The following is a 22,937-nucleotide window of genomic DNA, read 5'->3' as shown; positions in this document are numbered from 1 at the left end:
CCTCAACAGCAATACCGCTCAGCTGTCGGGTTTGGCCAGCAGATCGGCTACCCGCTGCTGCAGTGAGTGACGGCTCTCCTCCGCGCCGGGTACCTGAGATGCGATATTGACCTTAAGCCTTGACCAGAAACGTCTTGGTCGGGTCGTCAGGGCATGTCCATCTTTGTGGCTAAAGAAAGATCCCCACAAACCTTTGAGCGCCATAGGCACCACAGGCACAGGATCCTTTGCCAGTATCTGTTCGATACCGGGCCGAAACTCATGCAACTCACCATCGGGAGACAACCTGCCCTCAGGGAAAATACACACCAATTCTTCATTGGCCAGCGCCTGGTGGATACGCTCGAAGGCCCGGGTATAGGTATCAATGCACTTTTTCGGTGAGCAGATAGGGATCACCCCGGCGTGGCGGAACAGATACTTGAGCAAGGGCATTTCACTTATGCTCTTGTCCATCACAAAACGCACCGGACGAGTGGATGCTCCCAGCAGCACCAAGGCATCGACGTAACTGACATGGTTACACACCAGCACGGCGGCCCCCTGCTTGGGAATATTTTCCCGGCCTTCAACCTTGAGACGATACAACAAATGGCTCAGCAGGTAACTGATAAACCTCAGCGTAAACTCAGGCACCTGGCTATAGACATACAACGCCACCACGGCGTTGAATACCGCCAACAGAGTAAATAACTGAGGAATCGATAGGCCGACCAGCTCCAGCAATATTATCGACAATATCGCCGAGCACACCATAAACAGGGCATTGACTATATTATTGGCGGCTATGGCCTGGGCACATTCACCGGGGGCCGAGCGAGACTGAATAAAGGCATAAAGAGGCACAATAAACAGGCCGCCACTGACCCCTACCATAAACAGTGCGAACATCAGCCTGAAGTGTTCACTGCGGCCGACAAACTCGGCTATGTCGTAGAGATATCCCGCCGGCAGTTGGCTGTAGTCAGGAATGGCCCACAGCAGATCCAAGCCAAAGAAGGTTAACCCTGCTACCCCGAAAGGCAGCAACCCCAGCTCTACATGGCCAAAGGAGAAGCGTTCGCAGACAAAGGAGCCGACCGCAATACCTATGGAAAACAGCGCCAACAGCAGCGACACCACAGTGGCGTCCGAGTGCAGCGAGCCTCTGGCAAAATTGGGGAACTGGGTCAGGTAGGTGGCACCCAAAAACCAGAACCAGCTGATCGCCAGAATCGCCATCCAGATTGACGGCGTTTGCCGTACCCGCTTGATACTGGCCAAAGTACCGGACAAGGGGGCAAAGCGTACCTTGTCTATCGGCAACGGCGCCGGCAGTGATGGAATCGCCCGGCTGGAGAGGAAACCGGCCAAGGCCAGCATACATACAGTTATCGCCGCCCACATCAGGCCGTTGTCACTGGTTACCAGCAGCCCGGCACTCAGGGTGCCTATCAAAATAGACAGGAAGGTGCCCATTTCCACCCAGGCATTACCGGTTACCAACTCATCCTCTCTAAGCGCCTGCGGCAGCAGCGAGTATTTTACCGGACCAAAGTAGGCCGATTGGGTGCCGGTAAGAAACAACAGCAGCAACATCAACAGATAGCTTTGCGCCATAATCGCCGCGGCGGCGCAGGACATGATGATAAGCTCCAGCAGCTTTAACCTGCGGATCATCAGCGCCTTGTCCATATTGTCTGCCACCATGCCCGCATGGGCGGAAAACAGAAAGAAAGGCAGGATGAAGATCCCCGCCGCCAGATTAACAAACAGATCGACACTCATCGGCAGGTTATCGACCTGGCTGTAGGTCACCAGCAACAGCAACACATTCTTGTAGATGTTGTCGTTGAGCGCCCCCAAACATTGAGTGGCAAAATAGGGTAAAAATCGTTTGCTCAGGAACATGCTCCCTCCTCCTGTTGCATTGCCGTCCACCACAAGTGCACCTGAAATGTCAGTAACTGCAACCAAGAAGCCTGACTGAAAAGCTTATCGTCCAGCGCCAGGCCGGTCAGCCCATGGATACTGCTCCAGAAGCTGCGACTGGCGAGTGCCAGCTTGGATGAGGACAAGTTTGGCAACAAGTCACCGAGTTGCTGCTCGAGTAAGCCTATCAGCTCAGCAATCAACTGTTGTTGCGATTCGGGCAGAGGTTCTTCCGGCCCCAGATGTAAGGCAAACACCAAGCGAAATGCCTGTGGTTGGATATGGGCAAACTCAGCATAGGCCTTACCTAACGCCAACAGCTGCTGCTCAGCGGATGTGAATGTTTGTTGGCACACCAACTGCATTTGCTCAAGCAGACGCCCCAAGACCCTGGCGGATACACTCAAGAGCAGATAGTTATAGCTACCAAAGAGGTTGATTAGGGTACTGGGGGCATAGCCCACTTGGGAGGCGATCCGCCTAAGACTCAGGCTGGTATATTCCTCCTGCGTCAACAACTGTTCAACGGCATCCAGTGCCATGAGGCGGATCTCTTGATGACTGTGTTCCTTGCGTCTTGCCATAGTGTCCATTCCTGAGAAGAGATGGCAGCAGACTAACAGCCTTCAAAATAAAAAACAATGTTCACAATATGATATTTTTTAGACACCCGTGCTGAATACCATTAATTAACCTTGGAAAATATCTTCAAAAAAAGCTAACGAAAATCGGGCGATCAGCCTCTGGAGCATAAGAGCCCCAAGCGTATCAGGGCTCCAGCACAAAGGCGCACTGTGCAAAACAGATTCAAAGGTTCGGGAATATGGCTCTATATTGAATCGAAGGGCGTTTTCAACCACGGCCCAGGCGCGTTCACTCAAACCACAAGTGCCAGCGCCTATTGACCCTGCCAGCGCAGCAGTAACCTGTGCTCACCGACGCCGAAATAGTCGGCTTCCTGCCCCAGGTTTTCAAACCCCATGCGGCTGTAGATATGGCGGGCGGGATTATCCGGCGCTACCGTCAGTAGCAGTTCATCGACACCATGGCGGCAGTCTTCCAGGCACGTACTGAGCAAGCTTTTGCCTATCCCTCGGCCCTGTTGTGCAGGAGACACGGCCAGTGACAGCAACCAGTGTCGCCCCGGCTGTTCAGCGCTCACCCGCAGCAGATAACCGGCCAGTTTCCCGTCGACAAAGGCCCCCAGAAAACCTGTGGGCCAGGCATCCAGTGCTTGACGGAAGAAGAAGTCCGGGTAGCAGTGCTCACCGAAGGTTGCCAACTCCAAGGCCAATACGGCATCCAGATCGGCTCTGGATATTGGTCTTATCTGCATCCGATTAATCTCCGGCCAGTATCTTGTCCCACTCGAGGTTAGGGGAGCCGACCACGATAAAGTTGGGGTTTTCCAGCGATTCGCGCTCGTTGTAGGTCAAGGGCTGCAGCTCGGTATCCATCAACTGGCCACCGGCTTCTTCTATGATAATCTGCGCCGCCCCTGTGTCCCATTCACCCGTGGGGCCCACCCGCACATAGCAATCTGCCCTGCCCTCTGCAACCAGGCAGCTCTTGAGTGCCGCACCGCCGAGCACCACGAGTTCACAATGCTTGGGTTGGTTGAACAGCTTGAGCACAGACTGAGGGTCCTGACGCCGACTGACCGCTAGGCGCAACGAATTGTCCTGCTCTTTCGGCAACTGCTTACTGTGAATTCTCAGCTCTGCCTGGAGGGTACGTTTGTAAGCGCCAAGACCTGCTATGGCGTAGTAACATACTTCAGTCATGGGCACATAAACCACACCCATGATGGGGCGGTTATGCTCAACCAGGGCAATGATGACCGAGAAGTCGCCGCTGCCGGCGATGAACTCTCCGGTACCATCCAAGGGATCTACCAGCCAGTAGCGGCGCCACTGGCTACGCTCAGAGAGGGGAATATCGGCGGCTTCCTCGGACAAAACCGGGATCTCCGGGGTCAGCGCCTTTAAGCTGCTGCAGATAATCTCATGGGCCGCGATGTCGGCCGAAGTGACAGGGGTGTTGTCTTCCTTGGTTTCCTTGCTGAAACTGCCTTGTTGGTAGATCTGGCGAATTTTCTGTCCCGCTTCCGTTGCAATGACAATAACGTGATCTATCAACTCTTCTGGCTTCATAACTACTCCAAACGCCTTCCATCGGATAAGCAAAAGTCAGTGGCCGGGTGTGGCCAATTTTTTAGGGTGACTCAGTCAGTTTCAGCTGTTTCATCGCCAAAAACAAGGCGCTGACGCTGCGTCCTTCTGAAAAATCATTCATATCCAGCAGTTCTTGCCAACGCTCCAGGGGCCAGGGAACCAGTTCTATCGGTTCAGGTTCATCGCCTTCCAGGCGACTCTCGTAGAGATCTTCGGCCAGGAAAATCTGCATCTTACTGGCGAAATACCCGGGAGCCAGGCTTAACTCTTTCAGTTTAGTCAGTTTGCGGGCGCCATAGCCTATCTCTTCCTGCAATTCACGGTTGGCGGCTTCGGCGGCTGTCTCTCCCGGGTCGATCAGTCCCTTGGGGAATCCCAGCTCATAGTTATGGGTACCCGCGGCATACTCGCTGCCCAGCAGTAACCATTCACCATTGAGAACCGGCACCACCATCACGGCGCCGCGGCTGGCGCCTTTCATCCGTTCGTAGTGGCGTTCCTCTTGATTGGAGAAACGCAGATGTACCTGTTCTATTTGAAACAGACGACTGCGGGCAACAACTTCGGTGTGCAATATTTCCGGCTTCTTCTGCCGCTCTGTCATAGAGGCCTCTGACGCTGACAAACTGAAAATGTGACTCAGGCTACAATGTTATACCAATTCACACGAAATAACAGAGCCGCAGAGTTTGTCAGGACGATGGGAATTTTCAGATTAGTCGACTTGGATGCAAGCGCTGGCGGGTTACCGCAGGGGTTTTAAACGGGAAAGCTCAACTGAACAAACGGCAGCCGAGAGAAACCCGGCTGCCAGCCTCTTTAAAGGCCCGGGATCTTGCCGTTGTAATTGATAGGGAAATATCCCTGGGCATCTCGCTTGCCCAGAAATGGCAAAGCTTTTTTTAGATCTTCAGACTGAGCCTGAGTCTCACGAATGCGGGCCTTGACCTCAAGTTGTTCATTAGCCTTGAGCAGCAAGGTGCCGGCCACGCCTATGGCGTTTTTCTCTTCATCAGTCGCCAGTTGCACCTGACCGGCAACACACTGCAGGCCGAGTTCTATGTCTCCCAAAGGATACTGGCCAAACTGATTCCTGATGCCGACCCGGTTGAGAAAGACTTTGCCACTGAGCGCCTCACACCAAGGCTGCCCCTGCGCCAGGGTGTCGAGCAACACTGAGATATCACCGCTTACCTGAGTGCGAAATGGCAGACGACTGCCGGCCATTAAAAACTCGGCCGGAGCTTCAAAACGCAGCTTCTCGGCGCTGATACCGCCGGCAGCTAAGGTGACTTGGCCCTTGGCATTGACGGCACTGGCGCGGCTGCCCAGTTGGAAGTCCAGTTTGGCTCTGCCGGTCAGCAGCGCCCAGGGGCTGAGCTCCCAACTCAGTTGCTCCAACTGACGTTGCTGCAACTTAATCACATCAATACTGCCACTCCAGATGGTGCCGCTGACACCGCCAAGCTGCAAATTGGCCGGCAGGGGGGCCAGCGAAACCGCCAAGCGTGCAGGGAAGAGTGCCAGCATAAACGCCAGGTAGATCAGCACACAGAGTATTATTTTACTAATCAGTTTCAAGACAACACCTTACGACTGAGATAACTGGATTCGTCTAACTTTCACCATGCCAGGGCTATCACCTTCGGCCAGATCCAGGCTATCCAGCGACAAGCCCTGTTTCTGTACCAGATCACCAAGATAGGAGATCAGGCTATCGAAGGGCACTTCATCCATCCAGATCTGGATCTGTTTTCCCTGCGGTGCCATGCGGGTGATCTCCAGGTCATAGCTGGCGGCGCTCTGGGTCACCACTGTGCTGAGACTCCCCTTGAGAGCCGGTCTATTACCGCTCTGTTTAATACCGGCAATCTTATTGGCCGTCTGTTTCACAAAGCTGAGCATCTGGGTCTGAGCATTGAGGCTATTCTGCGCCTTCTGCTCGGCATTGCTTATCGGTGTCCAGATCCCCCAGTAAAGGATACCAACAGCCACTATCACCGCCATGGCAGCGACCAGCTGTTGCTCCCTCTGTGCCAGTGATTCCCACCAGTTACGCAAATTTTCCATTTATTTGCTCCTTAGGGTCAGGGTACTGGTGACCGCATTTTCAGTACTGTTCATCGCCCCGCCCTCGAGACGGAATTTACGCCCGGCCAGCTCTTTAAACTGCTCTATCTGGGCATAGCTCTTGGCCGTCACCTGCATACGAATTTCACTGCGTCCGGCATCAAACCTCAGGCTGTTGGGCTTGAGATCCGGCACTTGTTTGAAAGCACCTTCGAGCCCATCCAGCATGGCAAAGAACTCACCACCCGAACCACTGCCCTGCAGGGTTCTGAGTTGAGATTCCAGCTGCGAGCGCAAGTTAACTATCCGCGAACTGCCGGGAACCACCTGACGATAAATACTTTCGCTCTGGGCCCTCAGTTCATCGGCCTCTGTCTGCATCTGATGGATATTGAGTCCCTTGTTGACCAAACCGAGCAGCAGCGCGACAGCGGCGACGATAGCCACCCGCTTCCATAGCAGCAGGTGCTTGCTGTATTCACGCTTGGGAACATAGGGGCCGGACAGCAGATTGATAGGCGACTTGTGTAGCCCCTTGGCCAACACCAGCATGGGCATTTCCAGTGGCATCTGCCGACACTCAAGCTCTGGCCATTGAAATTCGGTATAGCAGGCCAGACTCGGCGCCGTTTGCTGCTCTTCGAGCAACCCGGGCAGCAAGGGCTGCAGCCAGTCTTTGGGCATACTCATACCCATGCCTTCGCCGGTACGCAACAACAGCTGATCTTCATAGGCCATCAGGGCCCAGTCACTGTCTTCCCGTTCCAGTGCCAGACAATCCGGCACCATTTTACGCACCTTGAGCCCGGCCTCATCCAACCAGGAGAGCCAGTTTTGCATCTGCTCATGAGCAACCACAGCCACACTCAGGCTCTCGCCATCGCGGGGACCAACCACAAAGTGCAGTTCATCAACATTTTGGGCTAGGGTGTCTTCAAGCAGGAAAGGCAACGCCTTTAGAGCCTGGCGTTGCCCCTTCTCCGGCAGATTAACCGAAGTGAGCTGAAGGGCACTGGCCGGCACCAGTACGTCGACCGGGCGATTACCGGCTCGCTGCGCCAGAGTCTCCAGTGACCGCGCATCAGCCAGCTCTCCCGAGGCAATAATCTCCTGTTCCTGCTCAGACCATACGACCCAGGCGCAGGGCGAGCCCAGGTTTTTGCCTAAACGGATAAATAAGCGTTCACTCACTATTGTTCTCCACAATCCCTGGCCTTGGTGGCTTAGGGGCTTGTCCTGTTATTCTTGTCCGCCATATTGCCGGGTCAACACTTCGAGCTGATTACCACCCACTATGTGCAGCATGCTCTCCAATCGGAACAGGGCATCATCCACCCTGGCCTTGGCGTCCAGTTTGAAAAACTTACTGTCGACCACGAAACTGGACTTGAGCTGATCATTCTTACTGGCAATAGTGGTCAGCGATCCCAGCGCCCAGAAATCTTCTATCTTGTCGAAGCCCCCCGCAGGGCGCTGGTTAATAATACTTTCGGCCTCACCTACCGAGATTTGATTTTCCAGCATTCCCGCCAGCAGTGCTGCCTGCTCGACCTTGATGGTGTTGACGTTCAGCAACTGTCGGTCATTTCCCGGTATGGCGCAAACATAGGGCCTTAAAATGCGATAAGTCTCTTGGTTAAAGCCAAAAACGGCCCGTAACTCACTGCTGTGACTCATTAAGGTATTGGCCGCCCGATAAGGGACCACCCTTGCTTCATACTCGGCATCTTCGGCACCAAAGGGCGAGGCTATCGAGTCCTCGTCCAGATAATCTTTCAAGGTATGGGTCAAACGCTCGGCGCCGAACTCATCCATCCCCAAGGATTCCAACAATCCCTTGAACTGTCTGGCGGCCAGCGGCATCTTTTGCGGCTGACCATCTGCCGCCTCTTTGCTGCTGACACTCAAGGCATTGAGGTTAAAACAGCTGCGAAGGTCGGAAATGGTGCCACCAATCTCGCCGTTCTCCGCCGGAAAAACCACATCCGCCATGGCCCAGTATTGTTGCAGATGCACCCGACCTTCCGAGTCATCCAAATCCTGCTTCAATACCTTACGCGCCAATTCTTCGGCCGAAATAGCGTACCAGTAAGCCTGGTCATACTGCGCCAGATTCAAGGTTCTGCGCACCGACAACTGGTTGCGCCCGGTGATACTGGTAGCCAGCACGGCCACAATCGCCACTATCAGCAATACCACTATCAGGGCGACGCCTCTTTGCTTGCCTCCCATCAGAACTCCTCCTTGCCTTGGCCTGAGTTATTGCCGTCCTGGCCGTCGGAGTCCTGCTTGTCGTCGTTCTGATTGCCGTTGTTGTCACCCTTGTTGGTGTCGCCACCATTGTCGTCCTGTTTGTCGGCCGCAGGTGCCCCGACAGGCAACAGGAATTTGCGGGTGATAATGCCTCTGTCCTCTGTCTCTATCTCTATGGCGATCGCCTTGGGCAACTTGCTGGCCTCAACCTTGCGTTGCCACTTGTCCTCGACAAAAAACGCGTATTTGACCGATAACACCTTGTCCATCAATACGGTTTTAATCGGTTCGGCACCAAACTCCGGCTCGGGGTAAGGGTAGTACCAACGCTCGAGCCGCCCCTCCTGCACTACATAGGCCACAGACTGCAGACTGCCTCTTGGCAGCAAGCCGCCCGGATTGAGCCACCCCAGGCGGAAAAACACCAGCGCCTCGGACTCAGAGTCCAGAATATCTGTCCCGGTCTGAAACACTGTGCTGCCGCGGCCACCTTCCAACAGCCTGGGAGTACGGGCAACCATCTGCCCTAGATCCCGCTCCAACACCCCAAAGCCCTGCTGCAGGTACTTGAGCTGTTTTGAAAAGTCGCGGGTGACCTCATCGTTTTTCAGCACAGTTTGTAATACGGCGTTAGCCGCCAGGCCCAGCATGGCGAAGATCGCTATGGCGATCAGCATCTCCAGCAGGGTAAAACCGCTATTCCTGCTTGAGTACATACGAATTCACCTGAGCGACGATCCGCCCGAATCTGTCATCATCACTGACACTGATACGGATCATCCGAAAATTATCATCTGTGGTCTTGACCACTTCTTTGCGCCAATACCAGGTTTGGCCGGCCAGTTCGCTGCGACCATCTTTACGCCCAAGGGCCGGAAAACCCTTTTCCAACCTGGCATCTACCATCTGGTTATCTGCTACCCACTGCGCCAGGGTGCGTTCCTCCAGTATCGGCATATTGGCAATCTGATCGCCTATGCTTTTGGTAATAGCCACGGCCGCAATGGCAAACACCGCCAAGGCGACTATGACTTCCAGCAGCGTCATCCCCTTTTGCCGGGCAGGTTTATTCAAAATCATCGAACCTCCCCAGTTTGAGGCGACCCAGGCTATCACCGCTGACCAGTACCTCTACGGTTTCGCCTTGGCTATCGCGGGCGATAAAGCTGAGCTCGAAAGCGGTCATTTCGCCACTTGGCAACAGCATGATCTGCGGCTCGGGAAACTTCTTTTTGTCCGCGTCCGATTCCTCAATAAAGGGCTCGTCGAACCAGGAGTCCTGCTCTTCATCCTCCTGCACCAAAGGCAGGCCTTCGAGTTCGACCGACAGGCTGATGCCTTCCGGCAACTGCTTTTCGGCCAGCAGTCGGTCCTGTTCCAGCGGTTGCCATTTGTTCTCTTTAAACAGCACGAAGTGGTACTTGTCCTTGTCCACCACTATGCCGATAAACTGACCACTGAGCACAGTTTCATCCAGCACTGTCTCGGTGGCCGCCATAAACCTCTGCGCCTCACGGGTTAACTGCTGCTTGGGGCCACTGTTCCCCATGGTCATGGTCACAGCCGTAGCTGCCAGCCCCATCAGCAGCACCACCAACATCACTTCCAGCAGGGTAAAACCCCGTGAGTGCCTGATTTGCATCTTATTGGAAGTCTTGCAGATTCCAGTTGCCTATGTCGTCTTCTGTGCCGGGTTGGCCGTCAGGGCCTGAGCTGAAGACGTCGATCTTGCCGTGTTCACCCGGGCTCATCAGCAGATAAGGGTTGCCCCAGGGATCCATAGGCAAGCGCTTAACGTAACCGCCGTCACGATAGTTGCGTGGCTCAGGAGAAATATTGGGCTTCTCGACCAGAGCTTCCAGCCCCTGTTCGGTTGTGGGGTACACGCTGTTGTCCAGCTTGTACATATCCAGCTGGTTTTCCAGCGCGACTATGTCAGACACCGCTTTTTGCTGGTCGGCCTTGTCCTTGTTACCCATCAGATTGGGCACCACCATGGAGGCCAGGATCCCCAGGATCACTATCACCACCATCACTTCCAGCAGGGTAAAACCTTTCTGTCTGTTGTTGCTTTGCATTAACTTACTTCCTCCTAAAAAACCTCAAATGGCTGCGGTGAAATGAGACTCAGCCACTAATCATATTGTTGAGCGCCAATATCGGTTGCAAAATCGCCAGAACAATAAACAACACTATCCCGGCCATACTCACCACCAACAGAGGTTCAAACACCCCCAAGGCGATATTGACGTTGGACTCGAACTCCCTGTCCTGGTTATCTGCGGCGCGCTCGAGCATCTGCTCCAGCTCACCACTCTTCTCGCCCGAGGCTATCATATACAACATCATGGGCGGGAACAGCTTGGTATTAGTCAGTGCCGCCCCCAGACTGGTTCCCTCACGCACTCTGGCCGTGGCCTCTTCCACCGCCTGACGCACCCGTACATTCAACAAGACCTCACTGGCAATCCGCATGCCATCGAGCAGCGGCACTGAACTGGCACTGAGGATACTCAAGGTTCGGGCAAAGCGTGACGTATTCAGCCCCTTGCTGACCTTGCCAACCACAGGCAAACGCAGCAACAGCTTGTGATACTTGAGTTTGAAGGCGGGCTTGGTGAGCATCTTCTGAAACAGCAGCGCCAGCAATACTATGGCGCCCAGGACGAACAGTCCGTAGTGTTGAACAAAGTCAGAAGCGGCGATCAAAAACTGAGTGGTACCGGGTAACTCCTGGCCCATATGTTCAAATTGGCCAACCACCTTGGGCACCACGGCCGCCAGCAGCACGGCGATAACACCGATAGCCACTGTGGTCAGCACTATGGGGTAAATCATCGCCTGGGTCAGCTTGGTCTTGAGTTGTTGGCGCCGCTCTGTGTAATCTGCCAGGCGATTGAGTACGATTTCCAGATGGCCGGACTTTTCACCCGAGGCCACCATGGCGCGGTAGAGATCATCAAATACATGGGGAAACTCGGCCATGGAGTCGGCCAGAGAATAGCCTTCCACCACTCGCGAGCGTACCGCCATTACCATGGAGGCGAGACGGTCTTTCTCGCACTGTTGGCCTACGGCCTTGAGGGCCTCTTCCACCGGCAAACCGGCGGCGACCAGAGTCGCTATCTGGCGGGTGATCAGCGCCAGTTCGGCCACGGAGATCTTCTTGCGCCGGTTCAACCAACTGCCACTGCTGGCCTTGGCTTCCTTTTCTGTGACCGGGGCAATATCCAACGGCATCAGCTTCTGTTCACGCAGCTGACTGCGGGCCTGTCTGGCGGTATCGGCTTCGATAACCCCTTTGACCTGCTTACCGGCTTGATTGAGCGCCTTATACTCGAATGCCGCCATGAATTACTCCTCGCGGGTCACGCGCAGCACTTCTTCCAGGGTAGTGATCCCCGCCAGCACCTTGACCATGCCGTCATGGCGAATGCTTGGGCTGTGCTGACGAATATATTTTTCAATCGCCAGTTCGCCACGGCCGCCGTGAATGAGTTCGCGGACGTTGTCGTCCACCAGCAGCAGTTCATGGATCCCGGTACGGCCACGATAGCCGTTATGGCCACAGCTCTTGCAGCCCTTGGCGCGATAGATCACCGCTTCTTCATCGCCTATGCCCAGGAGCTCACGTTCGCGAGCATCCGGGGCATGGGCTTCCTTACATTCGTTGCATAGAGTCCGCACCAGGCGCTGGGCCAGCACTCCCAGCAGACTGGAAGACACCAGGAAAGGCTCAACGCCCATGTCCTGCAAACGGGTAATGGCGCCGGAAGCCGTGTTGGTGTGCAAGGTAGAGATCACCAGGTGGCCTGTGAGTGAGGCCTGCACCGCGATCTGGGCTGTTTCCAGGTCACGGATTTCCCCTATCATCACCACATCAGGATCCTGACGCAGAATGGCCCGCAAACCGCGGGCAAAGGTCATGTCCACCTTGGTGTTGACCTGGGTCTGGCCTATGCCTTCCAGCTCGTATTCTATCGGGTCTTCAACTGTGAGTATGTTGATGTCGTTGTGATTGATTTCGGTTAGACCGGCATAGAGGGTAGTACTCTTGCCCGAACCCGTAGGGCCGGTAACCAGAATAATGCCGTGGGGTTTACGGATCAGCTCATCAAACTGGCGGCGGATGCTGTCTTTCATCCCCAGCTGTGCCAAATCCAGATTACCGGCGTTCTTGTCCAACAGACGCAGCACGACCCGCTCGCCGTGGCTCGATGGCATGGTCGATACCCGCACATCCACGGCGCGACCACCGATACGCAGCGAGATCCGGCCGTCCTGCGGCACCCGCTTCTCGGCGATATCCAAACGGGCCATTACCTTGATCCGCGATACCAGGAGTGAGGAAAGCTTACGGTTCGGCTTGAGCACTTCCTTGAGCACACCATCGACCCGGAAACGCACCACAAGCTGCTTCTCGTAGGTTTCAATATGAATATCCGAAGCCTCTTCTTTGATGGCTTCAGACAATAAGGCGTTGATCAGCTTGATGATAGGTGCATCATCTTCCCCTTCCAGCAGATCTTCGGTCTGCGGCATCTCTTCTGCCAGGGTAAAGAGATCCATCTCATTGCCTATGTCTTCCATCAGCTGCTGCGCCTCGGAAGAGTTACTCTGATAGGCCTGGGTCAGGTAGCGCTCAAACTCATTGGCTTCCAGCTTGTGCAGCGGTAACTCCTGACCGGCATAACGACGCACCTCAAACAGCACAGACAAAGGTGTTGCCTGGGTGTAATACAGAGTCAGCCGTTCCTCCGGGTCTTTGCTGAGCACCAGGTTGTATCTGTGGGCAAAGGCAAACGGCAGCCGCTCACGGCTGTTTGAATGAAACAGCTCGTCACTCTCGGCCTCGGCGACCAGCGCCAGCTCACTGGAAACCTGAGCCAGCTCTTCTGTTGGCGGCTGGACTTCACTCATCGGCTTCGCCCTGTTTGTTCTCATCCAATGTCTTCAGGGTGGAGTCCGTCTTGCGCATCTTGGTATCCAGCCCCTTACCTTGCTTATAGCGCTCGAGGATCTCATTGACCTCGGGTGGCAGATACTCTTCCTGGCTCCATTCTTCCAACATAGGCACATTGGTGTTTGGCATAAGGTTAATGCCGCGCTTCTGTTGCTCCAGCTGCAAGGCACGGAAGTAGTTATACTTACGGCCGGCAATGCCTTCCATGGTGACACCATCACGAATAATGGTCGGCTTGATAAACACCATCAGGTTCTTTTTCTTCTTGCCGCTGCTGGACGATTTGAACAGGTGTCCCAGAATTGGAATATCACCCAGGAAAGGCACTTTCTGTACGCTCTCCTGCACCTCTTCATTGATCAGTCCACCCAGCACCACGATTTGGCCCGAGTCGGCCATCACAGTAGTGGTCAGGCGACGGGTGGCAAAGGTCACGTCCACATTGGTCTTGCCGTTGATGCCGGACACTTCCTGCTCAATGGTGAGCTTGACCGCGTTGCCTTCGTTGATCTGTGGCACCACCTTGAGCTTGACCCCGACTTCCTTACGTTCAACGGTTTGGAACGGGTTACTGTTGCCATTGGTAGAGTTTTGCGCACCTGTGAGGATAGGCACTTCGTCACCAACAATGAAGGAAGCTTCCTGGTTATCCAGGGTGGTAATAGAAGGCGTCGCCAACACGTTGGAGTTGGTATCGCTGGACACGGCCTGAACCAGAGCGCCAAAGTCTCCCATGGTCACGCCCCAGGCCATACCGTTCACCTTACCGAGCGCCTGAGCCAACAGGGTGATATCACCCTTGGTGTCAGGGTTTTGGGTACAGGTCAGGTTGTCACCCGAACCGGTACAGGTCTGGGAAGCCTTCTGATCCTGCGCCGCCCAGATACCCGCACCAATTTCACCTATGGTGGGGCCAAGGTTATTGAACTGAGTACCGCCACCGGCCTCGGTGGCCCACTGAATGCCGAAGCCAACGTCATCCCCTTCGGCCACCTCGACTATGATGGCTTCCACCAGTACCTGGGCGCGGCGGATATCCAACTGGTTGATCACACTCTCAAGGGTGCGCATCTGATCCGGCTCGGCGCTGATCACCAAAGCATTGGTGTCTTCATGGGCCATGATATTGATTTCGTTGCGGCGTTTGCCACCGGCGCTGCCGGGGGCTGGTGCGACACCATCTTTACCTTCCAGTTTTTGGGCAAAGCCGGTCAGGACTTCCACCAGGTCTTCGGCCTTGGCATAACGCAAGTAGCGAACCTTGGTGTTACCCGTGCTGGCCTGCTCGGCGTCGAGACGATGAATAAGCTCCACCACCCGCTGACGGCTGCGTTCATCGCCACTGACCACCACGGCGTTGATACGCTCGTCGGCCACCACTTTGGGCGCCTGGCCCGGCAGTTGTGCCTGGTTGGCACTGGCGCGATAGAGGGTATCTATGATACGTACCATTTCACCGGCAGAGGCGTATTCCAAAGGCACCACCTGCACTTCGGTGTCACCCTGTTTATCCACCCGACGTACAATCTCCACCAGCTTGTTGACCACATTGGCGCGGCCGGTGATCATCAAAACGTTGGAAGGATCATAGTTGACCACGTTGCCGCCACCGGCGTTGTCATTGAGCTGACGCAGCAAAGGCGCCAGCTGTTTGGCTTCTGTGTTGTACAGCGCCACAATGCGGGTCACCATCTCATCGCCAAGTCCCGGGGTATTGTCATCGGCAACCCGAATGGAAGAGGTCTTGGCGTCTTTGTCTTTAATTACCTTGATGACATTGTTTTCCAGCTCGACCACGGCATAACCGTAGACCTGCAACACGTTGAGGAAGAACTGGTAATACTGCTCATCGTTGAGCATGTCATAGCTGCGGACATTGATTTTGCCGCGAATAGTAGGATCGACAATGATGGTCTTATTGAGGTTCTTACCAACTATGTTGATAAACTCCTGAATATCAGTGCCTTTAAAGTTCGCCGCATATTGCTCAGACCAAGCGCTTTGTTGGGTCAGCAAGGCCGCTGTGGCTACCAGACCAGCGATAAGCTTGGTTCGAATCCGTTTGTTGTTCATTATTGTACTTTCCCCTAAACCTGCTTTATTGCGGCAAACTGAACATGATTTCAACCAACTGACCTTCGCGCTCTACCATCACAGAGACCTCGGTCAGATCCGGCAGCTGGCCCATCACCTCCAGCGCCTGGCTCATATCAGTTAAATCATAACCATTGATGGATTTTGCCAGGTCATTGGGCTGGAACCCGGCATCCTTGAATAATCCGGCATCTTTACCCGGGTTGAGTCTGTACCCTTGTACTTCACCATCCTTTTGTACCGGAGAGATCGCCAGGTAATCGGTAATCTTGCTGGGATCGGCCAGCAACTCATCGCGGGAGGCCACCAACTCGCGGCCGATGTCGGCATCACGGCGGTCAACCTTGGTCACATCACCACCGCTGCGGGCCTGTTGCAGTTGGGCGTTGGCTTGTGACTGAGTGGTATATTGCAGGCCGTCGAGCATCAGAGTCTCGTAACGGCCGGCATTGGTAATAATGATGCGGTCGGCATACACCTCTTTCAGCGATGCCGAGGTACCCTTAATCTTGTCGCCCAGGCTGTAGGTTTCCTGACTGCCTTGAGACTCGATGATAGCCAGGCCTTTCTGCTCGGCACTGGATGCCACCACCCCGGTCAACAAAATCGACAGTGAAGTTTTTGGGGCATCTGTGATCATTTCGGCGGCTGGCTCAGACTTGGGCTTGGTGCTGCTGGCATCTTTCTTGCCGAACAGTGCCAAGCCGTTGATAGTGCCGATATCGACATTCTGGGATTGGGTGCCAGAAACCGGGATTGGTGTCCAGTTGGCTGTCGGTTTGCCTGTTGGGATCAGCTTCCAGCTGATCTGTGCCATCAAATACAGAACCAACAGCATCAGTAGCCAAAACACGGCAGAGCTGGCGGGTTTTTGCGGTATGCTGCCCGTCTTGGCGATAATCTTATCCAATAAATCCATATTTTCCGGACCCTCTAATCAGGTCTCTGTTCTGATTATGATAGTGACTGAACCCTTCGCCATGCTAACCCACACTCTTGTTTGCAACAAGACCATAACAGGGAGTAGATTGGCGAAAATTGTACGATTATGCTACCTTTGCGCGCCTGGAAAGGGTGTGAAGCGCTCCACTGTTTAACCCCGTATCGACGGCTTGGACAAGGGATTTATCCCCGAGTTGTGAGCTCATCCCCTTTTTCATTTATGACAGGAGTATCCATGGCCAATAGCAATGACAACGCCGAGGCGATCCGGCTCGATAAATGGCTCTGGGCAGCGCGTTTTTACAAGACCCGCGCCCTGGCCAAAGAGATGATCAACGGCGGTAAAGTACATTACAACGGCCAAAGGACCAAATCCAGCAAACTGGCAGAAGTCGGTGCGCGCATTAGGTTACGCCAGGGATATGACGAAAAAGAGATCGTCATAAAAAAAGTTTCCGGTGTCCGTCAGGGGGCAGCTATCGCCCAGAGCCTGTACGAAGAAACACCGCAGAGCATACAAAAGCGGGAAAGTAATGCTGAAGCCAGAAGGCTCAACATACTGCATAATCCGGCGCCCGATACCAAGCCGGACAAGAAACAGCGGCGGCAAATCATCCGCTTCCGCGAGACCTGAATTAACTGTGAGAAACCCAATGAACCAAGATACTCTCCATCGCTATCTGTTTGATAACGCCGATGTAAGGGGTGAACTGGCCCAGCTCAGTGATAGCTACCGCCAGATAGTTAACACCCACGATTACCCGGAGCGCCTTAAGGTACTGCTGGGTGAATTGCTGGCCGCCACCTCGTTGCTGACAGCCACCCTGAAATTTGAAGGAGATATCAGTGTGCAACTCCAGGGTCAGGGTGGCCCCGTGTCACTGGCAGTGATCAATGGTAACAACCGCCAGGAATTGAGGGGCGTTGCCCGTTGGCAGGGCGAGATTGCCGCCGATACGCCACTGGAACAGCTCTTTGGTCAAGGCTATATGGTTATCACCCTTACCCCGACAGAAGGCGAGCGTTACCAGGGCGTAGTGGCTCTGGATAAGCCCAGCATCGCCGAATGTCTGGAGAGCTACTTTGCCCAATCTGAGCAATTGCCCACTGGCATCTGGTTATTTGCCGATGGCGAACATGCCGCCGGTATGCTGCTGCAAGTATTGCCGAGTGAGCAGAGTGAAAATACCGAGTTTGAACACCTGACTCAGCTGACTGCGACTATTAAGGCTGAAGAACTGTTCAGCCTGCCGGCCACCGAAGTCTTGCATCGCCTCTACCATCAGGAGCAGGTGCGACTGTTCGATCCGGTGAGCGTCAGCTTCAAGTGTACCTGCTCCCGTGAGCGCAGCGCTGCAGCCATCCGCACCCTGGCAAAAGAAGAGATAGACGCCATCATCCAGGAAAAAGGCCTGGTAGAGATGGGCTGTGAATACTGCAACAGCCACTATCGCTTCGACGCTATCGATATCGAAGCCATCTTTGCCAACGCTCAGGCACCGGATACTCCCCAATAATGGGGCGATAAATCTGTCGTTTTTCAAGAGGGCGAGTGATCGCCCTCTTTTTTTCACCATTTTCCAGATCTTGCTCACACTTCAGCCAGCGCTTAAGTTACAATCGCGCCAACCCGGCAGCAGACCGGGACCATACCAGACCTCACAATAGATGGAGACCTTACCTATGGCGGCAGAAGCAAACCGCATCCAACTCAATCTCAACAGTGCCCAACTGGTCGAGCAGGCTATTCTGCGCGGCGAAGGCACTCTGACAGCCAACGGCGCCCTGGTGGCCCAGACCGGCGAGCGCACCGGCCGTTCACCCGCCGACCGTTTTATTGTCAAGGAGCCGGGTACCGAGGCCGATATCGAGTGGGGCGCGGTCAACCAGGCGTTTGAACCTCAAAAATTTGCTGCCCTATGGGAAAGGGTAGAGGCCTATCTGGCCGACAAGCAAGTATTTGTCTCTGAGCTGGAAGTCGGCGCCGACGCCGATCACTACCTGCCTATCAGAGTCACGACTGAATACGCTTGGCACCAATTGTTTGCCCGTAACCTGTTTATCGTGCCAGAGCACTATAACCAGAGTCAGAAACCCGAGTGGCAGATTATCAATGCCCCAGGATTTGTCTGCTCACCCGAGCGTGATGGCACCAACTCAGACGGCACAGTTATCATCAACTTCGCCGAGCGTAAGGTACTGCTGGCCGGTATGCGCTATGCCGGTGAAATGAAAAAATCCATGTTCTCGGTACAGAACTTCCTGCTGCCGGCCAAAGACGTACTGCCGATGCACTGCTCGGCCAACGTCGGTAAAGATGGTGACACTACCCTCTTCTTCGGTCTCTCAGGTACAGGCAAGACCACACTGTCTGCCGATCCCAAGCGCTTCCTTATCGGTGATGACGAGCACGGCTGGGCCGAAGGCGGCGTCTTCAATATTGAAGGTGGCTGTTATGCCAAGTGTATCGATCTCAGCCAGAAGAATGAGCCGGTGATCTGGGATGCCATTCGCTTCGGTACTGTGCTGGAAAACGTGGTACTGAACGCGCAGCGCGTGCCCGACTACAAGGATGCCAGCCTGACCGAGAACACCCGCGCCGCTTATCCACTGGAGCACATCGCCCAGCGCAAGGAAGACAACCGTGGCAACGAGCCGCACGCCGTGGTGTTCCTCACCTGTGACGTTTCCGGTGTCCTGCCCCCGGTAGCCAAACTCAGCAAGGAGCAGGCAGCCTATCACTTCCTCTCAGGTTATACCGCCAAGGTGGGTTCCACCGAAGTTGGCTCAACCGCCGCGATTCAGTCAACCTTCTCCACCTGTTTCGGTGCCCCCTTCTTCCCTCGCCCTGCCGGGGTATACGCCGAACTGCTGATGAAGCGTATCCAAGCCTTCGGCAGCCAGGTTTACCTGGTGAACACAGGCTGGACCGGTGGCCCTTACGGCGTGGGTAAGCGTTTCGACATTCCTGTCACCCGCGCCATTGTTGATGCCATCGTCAGCGGTGAACTCAAAGAAGTGCCGACCGAACATATCGAGCAGTTGAACCTGGATATCCCGGTTGCCGTCCCCGGTGTTGACAGCACGTTGCTGAACCCGGTCAACACTTGGGCCGATAAGGAAGAATATGCCAAGTACGCCAAGCAGCTGGCAGAATCCTTCCAGAGCAACTTCGCCAAGTATCAGGTGTCTGATGCCATCAAGGCCGCTGGCCCTAAAGCCTGATAACGACAGTTGATGATGAAAACGGCTCCATTAAGGAGCCGTTTTCTTTTCCGAGAATTATATGTTCAATACCAAACCTAAGAGCCACAATACATTAATCGTTTCATCATCCATTAGGCATTAACTTAGTATTAGCATAAGTTGAGTTATCAAGTTAATCAGCCTGTCTTATTACTGTCATATATATACTTTAAGTTGCTCACTCCTGATTAATCATTAAACAATTCCCATATAAAAATAAGGGTATAACCAGTTACCGTACGACGATACAAATATACACTTTTGGGTAATTGTTATGACTAATATGTAACGGGAAAATTACGCGACAATTTTGTCTCAAGCAAATGCATCAAGGAGTGATAATGTACAAAGGTAAAATTCGCGGTCAAGGTATGACCGAATATATCATTATAGTAGCGCTTATTGCTGTCTCCGCCATTGGCGTATACAGCTTCTTCGGTAAAACCATTCGAAATCAAGTGGCTGGTCTGGCAACAGAGATGTCTGGTGTTGATTCGTCAGCTCAGATTGGTGCTGCCAAAACTGCTGCGGGGACAACCTCTACTGTTGCCAACGGTGATTATAACTTGGGTAACTATAACGCTGCTGCAAATAAGGCTGCGACTGGTGGTTCTTCTGGTGGTTCAGGCGGTAATTAATACCTCTCTTACCTATAAAATGGGGAATACGTCTGGTGATTCCCCTTCTCATTCGTTAAAGGATTAACTCATGGCATCTAATAAACAGATGGGCCAAGGGATGACGGAATATATCATCATAGTGGCTCTGATCGCGATTACTGCAATTGGCGTATACAGTTTTTTTGGAAAAACAATACGCAACCAAGTGGCCGGACTTTCAAGTGAAGTTTCGGGGCAAGACTCCTCTGGACAAATATCCAATGCCAAGACAGCTGCCGACGATGCCAGCAATACAGCCGATAGCAACTACAACCTGAGCAACTATAACGAAGGGGCCAATAAGGCTGCCGGTGGTTCAGGTCAAGGCGGTGGCGACAGCGGAATCGACTAAACCAATACCAAGACCAGAGAGCAGGCAGGAGCAAAGGAATGATGCCTTCCCGTCAACAGGGGCAAGCCATGATAATGTCATTGATTCTTATGGCATTTGCACTAATGGTAATCCTCTTTAGTTTCAATGTGTCCCAACTGAATATCAAGGGCACTAAATTACAAAATACCGCAGATAATACAGCCTACAGTGTTGCCACTCTTGCTGCCAGGGACATGAATTTCAAGGCGTACACCAATAGAGCTGCGGTTGCCAATCAGGTCGCAGTAGCCCAACTCGTTGGCCTTTCATCTTGGTTCAATATGGCTGAAGTATTTTCACAGAATGCTTGCCGGGTATTGTGTGCAGTTCCCTACGTTGGCCAAGTGGTCAACGGTATCGCGCAAGTGGTAAAGGGGCTGAATCAAGGTGTGCAGCCTGCCATCAAAGTACTGGTCAATGTAGAAAATACCGTACTTAAAGCCATAAGTATCGCTCAGCAATCCATGCACTATGCAGGGGTAACGGCAGCGTTCGATAGCGCTGGCGATATTGTCAAAGCCAATGATCCAAATGCTCGTATGGATTTGATGCAAAACCCGCTATTGATACAAGATCTAAAGAATGTATGGGTAGACTTTCAAACTCTTCAAAAAAGACAAAACAGAAATAAGGGTGGCAGTCAGTATAAGGACTTTATAGGTGTCACTCTTAAATCCCGAGATCCTTTCAGCAACAAACGCACCTATAAACTGCCTTTCCCTTGGTCATTCCACTTTTTTCCGATCAAAGCCAAGACTTATAAAGCCGGCGGCAGCGAGCTTGTCAGCAACGGGAATCGTCCAGAATCATGGACATCCATGGATACCTTGAGTGTGCACTTTTCCAAGTTCAGATGTAAACGTTGGCGCTGCAAATGGCGTACCAGAGAAATTCCTGCCGGTTGGGGTGGAACCGTGTCCGACAATAGAGCCATTCTCAGCAGGTTGAACGATAGAACTTACTGGGGAAGCAGCAGAGGACATAATAGAAGCGCATCCAACTTTGCAGCCGCCGATCAAGTGACCCGTGGCAGCTATGATGGCGTACAACCTTTCTATTCCCTGTCGAATTCCGCAAAAGGGAAAAGTGAAACCAGCAATATTCTGGTCGTGGTATCCAAAAAACAAGACAAAGTGAGAACCAGCAACAGCGTACCTCTCGGAGGGGACATGGTTGACCCTGCGACCAATGAAAAAATGCTGGGTGACAGAATGACCGCATTGGCCGCGGCACAAGTCTACTACTCGCGGCCAAGAGATCTGATGAAATCAGGTTCTGCCTGGGCCAGAAAAGATAGTAAGCATGAGTACGGCAACCTCTATAACCCATTCTGGCAAGTGCGCCTGAGCCAATCTACTCAAGGGGAGAGGGCCGCAGTTCAGGCTCTGACAAGGTTACTCTAATGCAGTTCATTCATCGACAACGGGGCCAGGCCCTGGCTGAATCAATCATAGGGATGAGCTTTGTGATAATCCCATTGCTACTGTTGCTACCTTTCGTCTCAAAAATAACCGGGGTCCAACACAGAGCTAATCAGGCGGCTCAATATGCTGCTTGGGAACGCACGGTATGGAAGGAGCAGGCACCGTCACGCATGGTCACTGGCAAGGGAATTTTCCTGGCAAAAAAAACGGAACAACAGTTATCAGCCCAACTACCATGGCGCTTCTATCAAGGAAAAGGCCAGGTAATAGATAGTCGTCCACCTAAGCAATGGAACTGGGAACAGAATGTTCACCCCTTGCTGAAACACCAGACTCGCCATGATGGTTCTCTATCTGGCTTGATCAAGGATAAGGGGGAAGGAAAGAACCGTCTAAGCTTCGCCGAGCCGAGCTCCAAGATACCGGGTACGGTGAACTCTTTGATAGGCAAAGCACTTGGGGTGCTGGCCTATACCGGCTTCTCCCTTGAGCAAGATCAGTTCTACCGCACTCGCGTGGAAACTGACCTGGTACAGATGCACCTCGAGCCATTCGACAGCATGCAGCTGACTTATAAGGGCAACAGCGCCTTACTCGCCTCAGGATGGAATGCAGCTGGCCCTGAGCATCTGCGTCGTAGAGCCGAACGCCTGGTACCAACCAACTACGCAGATGTCAGTTGGGTGAGAACCGCCCAAAAGGTTGCCAGCTTCATTCCCTTTGGTAAAGAACTGCACCCCAACTCCCTGAAGCTGGGCCATGTGGAAACTGAAGTACTGCCTGCCAACCGTCTTTGTAATTATGGTTCTAAAGGATGTGGAGGTTAAC

General features: G+C 53.5%; 24 protein-coding genes. 7 read left to right on the top strand and 17 right to left on the bottom strand.

The genetic code is table 11. From position 1 onward, the window contains the following. Positions 1-18: 18 nt before the first annotated feature. From ACWAU4_RS01030 to gspC, 17 genes are all read right to left on the bottom strand, one after another. Positions 19-1,890 carry an MFS transporter gene (locus tag ACWAU4_RS01030; RefSeq protein ID WP_101060225.1) on the bottom strand — a complete coding sequence of 624 codons (1,872 nt, stop codon included), beginning with the start codon at positions 1,888-1,890 and terminating at the stop codon, positions 19-21. Next, on the bottom strand, positions 1,881-2,495 hold the full coding sequence (locus ACWAU4_RS01025) for a TetR/AcrR family transcriptional regulator (RefSeq protein ID WP_045283931.1): 615 nt from the start codon (positions 2,493-2,495) through the stop codon (positions 1,881-1,883). The genes ACWAU4_RS01030 and ACWAU4_RS01025 overlap by 10 nt, the downstream gene beginning before the upstream one ends. A gap of 314 nt (positions 2,496-2,809) precedes the next feature. Then, positions 2,810-3,247, bottom strand: coding sequence for a GNAT family N-acetyltransferase (locus ACWAU4_RS01020; RefSeq protein WP_208241256.1), 438 nt, complete (start codon positions 3,245-3,247; stop codon positions 2,810-2,812). 4 nt (positions 3,248-3,251) lie between these two features. Beyond that, positions 3,252-4,064 (bottom strand): 3'(2'),5'-bisphosphate nucleotidase CysQ, encoded by an 813-nt coding sequence (gene cysQ, locus ACWAU4_RS01015; protein ID WP_025010653.1) that lies wholly within the window; start codon positions 4,062-4,064, stop codon positions 3,252-3,254. A gap of 61 nt (positions 4,065-4,125) precedes the next feature. Then, positions 4,126-4,689 (bottom strand): ADP compounds hydrolase NudE, encoded by a 564-nt coding sequence (gene nudE, locus ACWAU4_RS01010; protein ID WP_025010652.1) that lies wholly within the window; start codon positions 4,687-4,689, stop codon positions 4,126-4,128. Positions 4,690-4,904: 215 nt separating this feature from the next. Beyond that, on the bottom strand, positions 4,905-5,666 hold the full coding sequence (locus ACWAU4_RS01005; RefSeq protein ID WP_071238913.1) for a type II secretion system protein N: 762 nt from the start codon (positions 5,664-5,666) through the stop codon (positions 4,905-4,907). A 9-nt stretch (positions 5,667-5,675) separates the two neighbouring features. After that, positions 5,676-6,155 (bottom strand): type II secretion system protein M, encoded by a 480-nt coding sequence (locus tag ACWAU4_RS01000; protein ID WP_025010651.1) that lies wholly within the window; start codon positions 6,153-6,155, stop codon positions 5,676-5,678. Beyond that, the gene (gene gspL, locus ACWAU4_RS00995) at positions 6,156-7,346 is read right to left on the bottom strand and encodes a type II secretion system protein GspL (protein ID WP_454290415.1); all 1,191 of its coding nucleotides are present in this window, start codon (positions 7,344-7,346) and stop codon (positions 6,156-6,158) included. It abuts the gene before it with no gap. A 48-nt stretch (positions 7,347-7,394) separates the two neighbouring features. Then, positions 7,395-8,387 (bottom strand): type II secretion system minor pseudopilin GspK, encoded by a 993-nt coding sequence (gspK, locus tag ACWAU4_RS00990; RefSeq protein WP_454290414.1) that lies wholly within the window; start codon positions 8,385-8,387, stop codon positions 7,395-7,397. Next, positions 8,387-9,124: a type II secretion system minor pseudopilin GspJ gene (gene gspJ, locus ACWAU4_RS00985; RefSeq protein ID WP_025889490.1), complete on the bottom strand. Its 738-nt coding sequence runs from the start codon at positions 9,122-9,124 to the stop codon at positions 8,387-8,389. Before gspJ ends, gspK begins: the two co-directional genes overlap by 1 nt. Then, positions 9,105-9,488: a type II secretion system minor pseudopilin GspI gene (gene gspI / locus ACWAU4_RS00980; RefSeq protein WP_045283929.1), complete on the bottom strand. Its 384-nt coding sequence runs from the start codon at positions 9,486-9,488 to the stop codon at positions 9,105-9,107. Before gspI ends, gspJ begins: the two co-directional genes overlap by 20 nt. After that, positions 9,475-10,050 carry a type II secretion system minor pseudopilin GspH gene (gspH, locus tag ACWAU4_RS00975; protein WP_025010648.1) on the bottom strand — a complete coding sequence of 192 codons (576 nt, stop codon included), beginning with the start codon at positions 10,048-10,050 and terminating at the stop codon, positions 9,475-9,477. Before gspH ends, gspI begins: the two co-directional genes overlap by 14 nt. 1 nt (position 10,051) lies before the next feature. Then, positions 10,052-10,486 carry a type II secretion system major pseudopilin GspG gene (gene gspG, locus ACWAU4_RS00970; RefSeq protein ID WP_025010647.1) on the bottom strand — a complete coding sequence of 145 codons (435 nt, stop codon included), beginning with the start codon at positions 10,484-10,486 and terminating at the stop codon, positions 10,052-10,054. 49 nt (positions 10,487-10,535) lie between these two features. Continuing rightward, positions 10,536-11,759: a type II secretion system inner membrane protein GspF gene (gspF, locus tag ACWAU4_RS00965; protein ID WP_025010646.1), complete on the bottom strand. Its 1,224-nt coding sequence runs from the start codon at positions 11,757-11,759 to the stop codon at positions 10,536-10,538. Between the two features lie 3 nt (positions 11,760-11,762). Then, positions 11,763-13,328 (bottom strand): type II secretion system ATPase GspE, encoded by a 1,566-nt coding sequence (gspE, locus tag ACWAU4_RS00960; protein ID WP_044733376.1) that lies wholly within the window; start codon positions 13,326-13,328, stop codon positions 11,763-11,765. Then, on the bottom strand, positions 13,321-15,444 hold the full coding sequence (gspD, locus tag ACWAU4_RS00955) for a type II secretion system secretin GspD (RefSeq protein ID WP_144165326.1): 2,124 nt from the start codon (positions 15,442-15,444) through the stop codon (positions 13,321-13,323). Before gspD ends, gspE begins: the two co-directional genes overlap by 8 nt. A gap of 25 nt (positions 15,445-15,469) precedes the next feature. After that, positions 15,470-16,384 (bottom strand): type II secretion system protein GspC, encoded by a 915-nt coding sequence (gene gspC / locus ACWAU4_RS00950; RefSeq protein ID WP_025889485.1) that lies wholly within the window; start codon positions 16,382-16,384, stop codon positions 15,470-15,472. Between the two features lie 258 nt (positions 16,385-16,642). On the opposite strand from gspC, the gene hslR reads away from it, so the two are divergent. The 7 genes from hslR (at position 16,643) to ACWAU4_RS00915 (ending at position 22,936) form a co-directional block, all read left to right on the top strand. After that, on the top strand, positions 16,643-17,041 hold the full coding sequence (hslR, locus tag ACWAU4_RS00945; protein WP_045283928.1) for a ribosome-associated heat shock protein Hsp15: 399 nt from the start codon (positions 16,643-16,645) through the stop codon (positions 17,039-17,041). A gap of 19 nt (positions 17,042-17,060) precedes the next feature. After that, complete coding sequence (gene hslO, locus ACWAU4_RS00940) at positions 17,061-17,924, top strand: Hsp33 family molecular chaperone HslO (protein WP_025010642.1); 864 nt, start codon at positions 17,061-17,063, stop codon at positions 17,922-17,924. A gap of 166 nt (positions 17,925-18,090) precedes the next feature. Then, positions 18,091-19,632, top strand: coding sequence for a phosphoenolpyruvate carboxykinase (locus tag ACWAU4_RS00935; RefSeq protein ID WP_144226601.1), 1,542 nt, complete (start codon positions 18,091-18,093; stop codon positions 19,630-19,632). Between the two features lie 362 nt (positions 19,633-19,994). Then, a complete protein-coding gene (locus tag ACWAU4_RS00930) occupies positions 19,995-20,291 on the top strand; it encodes a Flp family type IVb pilin (protein ID WP_144133197.1) in 297 nt (98 codons plus the stop codon). A 70-nt stretch (positions 20,292-20,361) separates the two neighbouring features. Further along, a complete protein-coding gene (locus ACWAU4_RS00925; RefSeq protein ID WP_025010639.1) occupies positions 20,362-20,664 on the top strand; it encodes a Flp family type IVb pilin in 303 nt (100 codons plus the stop codon). 38 nt (positions 20,665-20,702) lie between these two features. Further along, positions 20,703-22,088: a Tad domain-containing protein gene (locus ACWAU4_RS00920; protein ID WP_037474985.1), complete on the top strand. Its 1,386-nt coding sequence runs from the start codon at positions 20,703-20,705 to the stop codon at positions 22,086-22,088. Beyond that, on the top strand, positions 22,088-22,936 hold the full coding sequence (locus ACWAU4_RS00915; RefSeq protein ID WP_071238906.1) for a hypothetical protein: 849 nt from the start codon (positions 22,088-22,090) through the stop codon (positions 22,934-22,936). The genes ACWAU4_RS00920 and ACWAU4_RS00915 overlap by 1 nt, the downstream gene beginning before the upstream one ends. Position 22,937 lies beyond the last annotated feature (1 nt).

This window comes from Shewanella sp. FeAMO (assembly GCF_053653955.1).
Note: the sequence above shows the minus strand (reverse complement) of the source record. Positions and strands in the feature narration are given on the sequence as shown.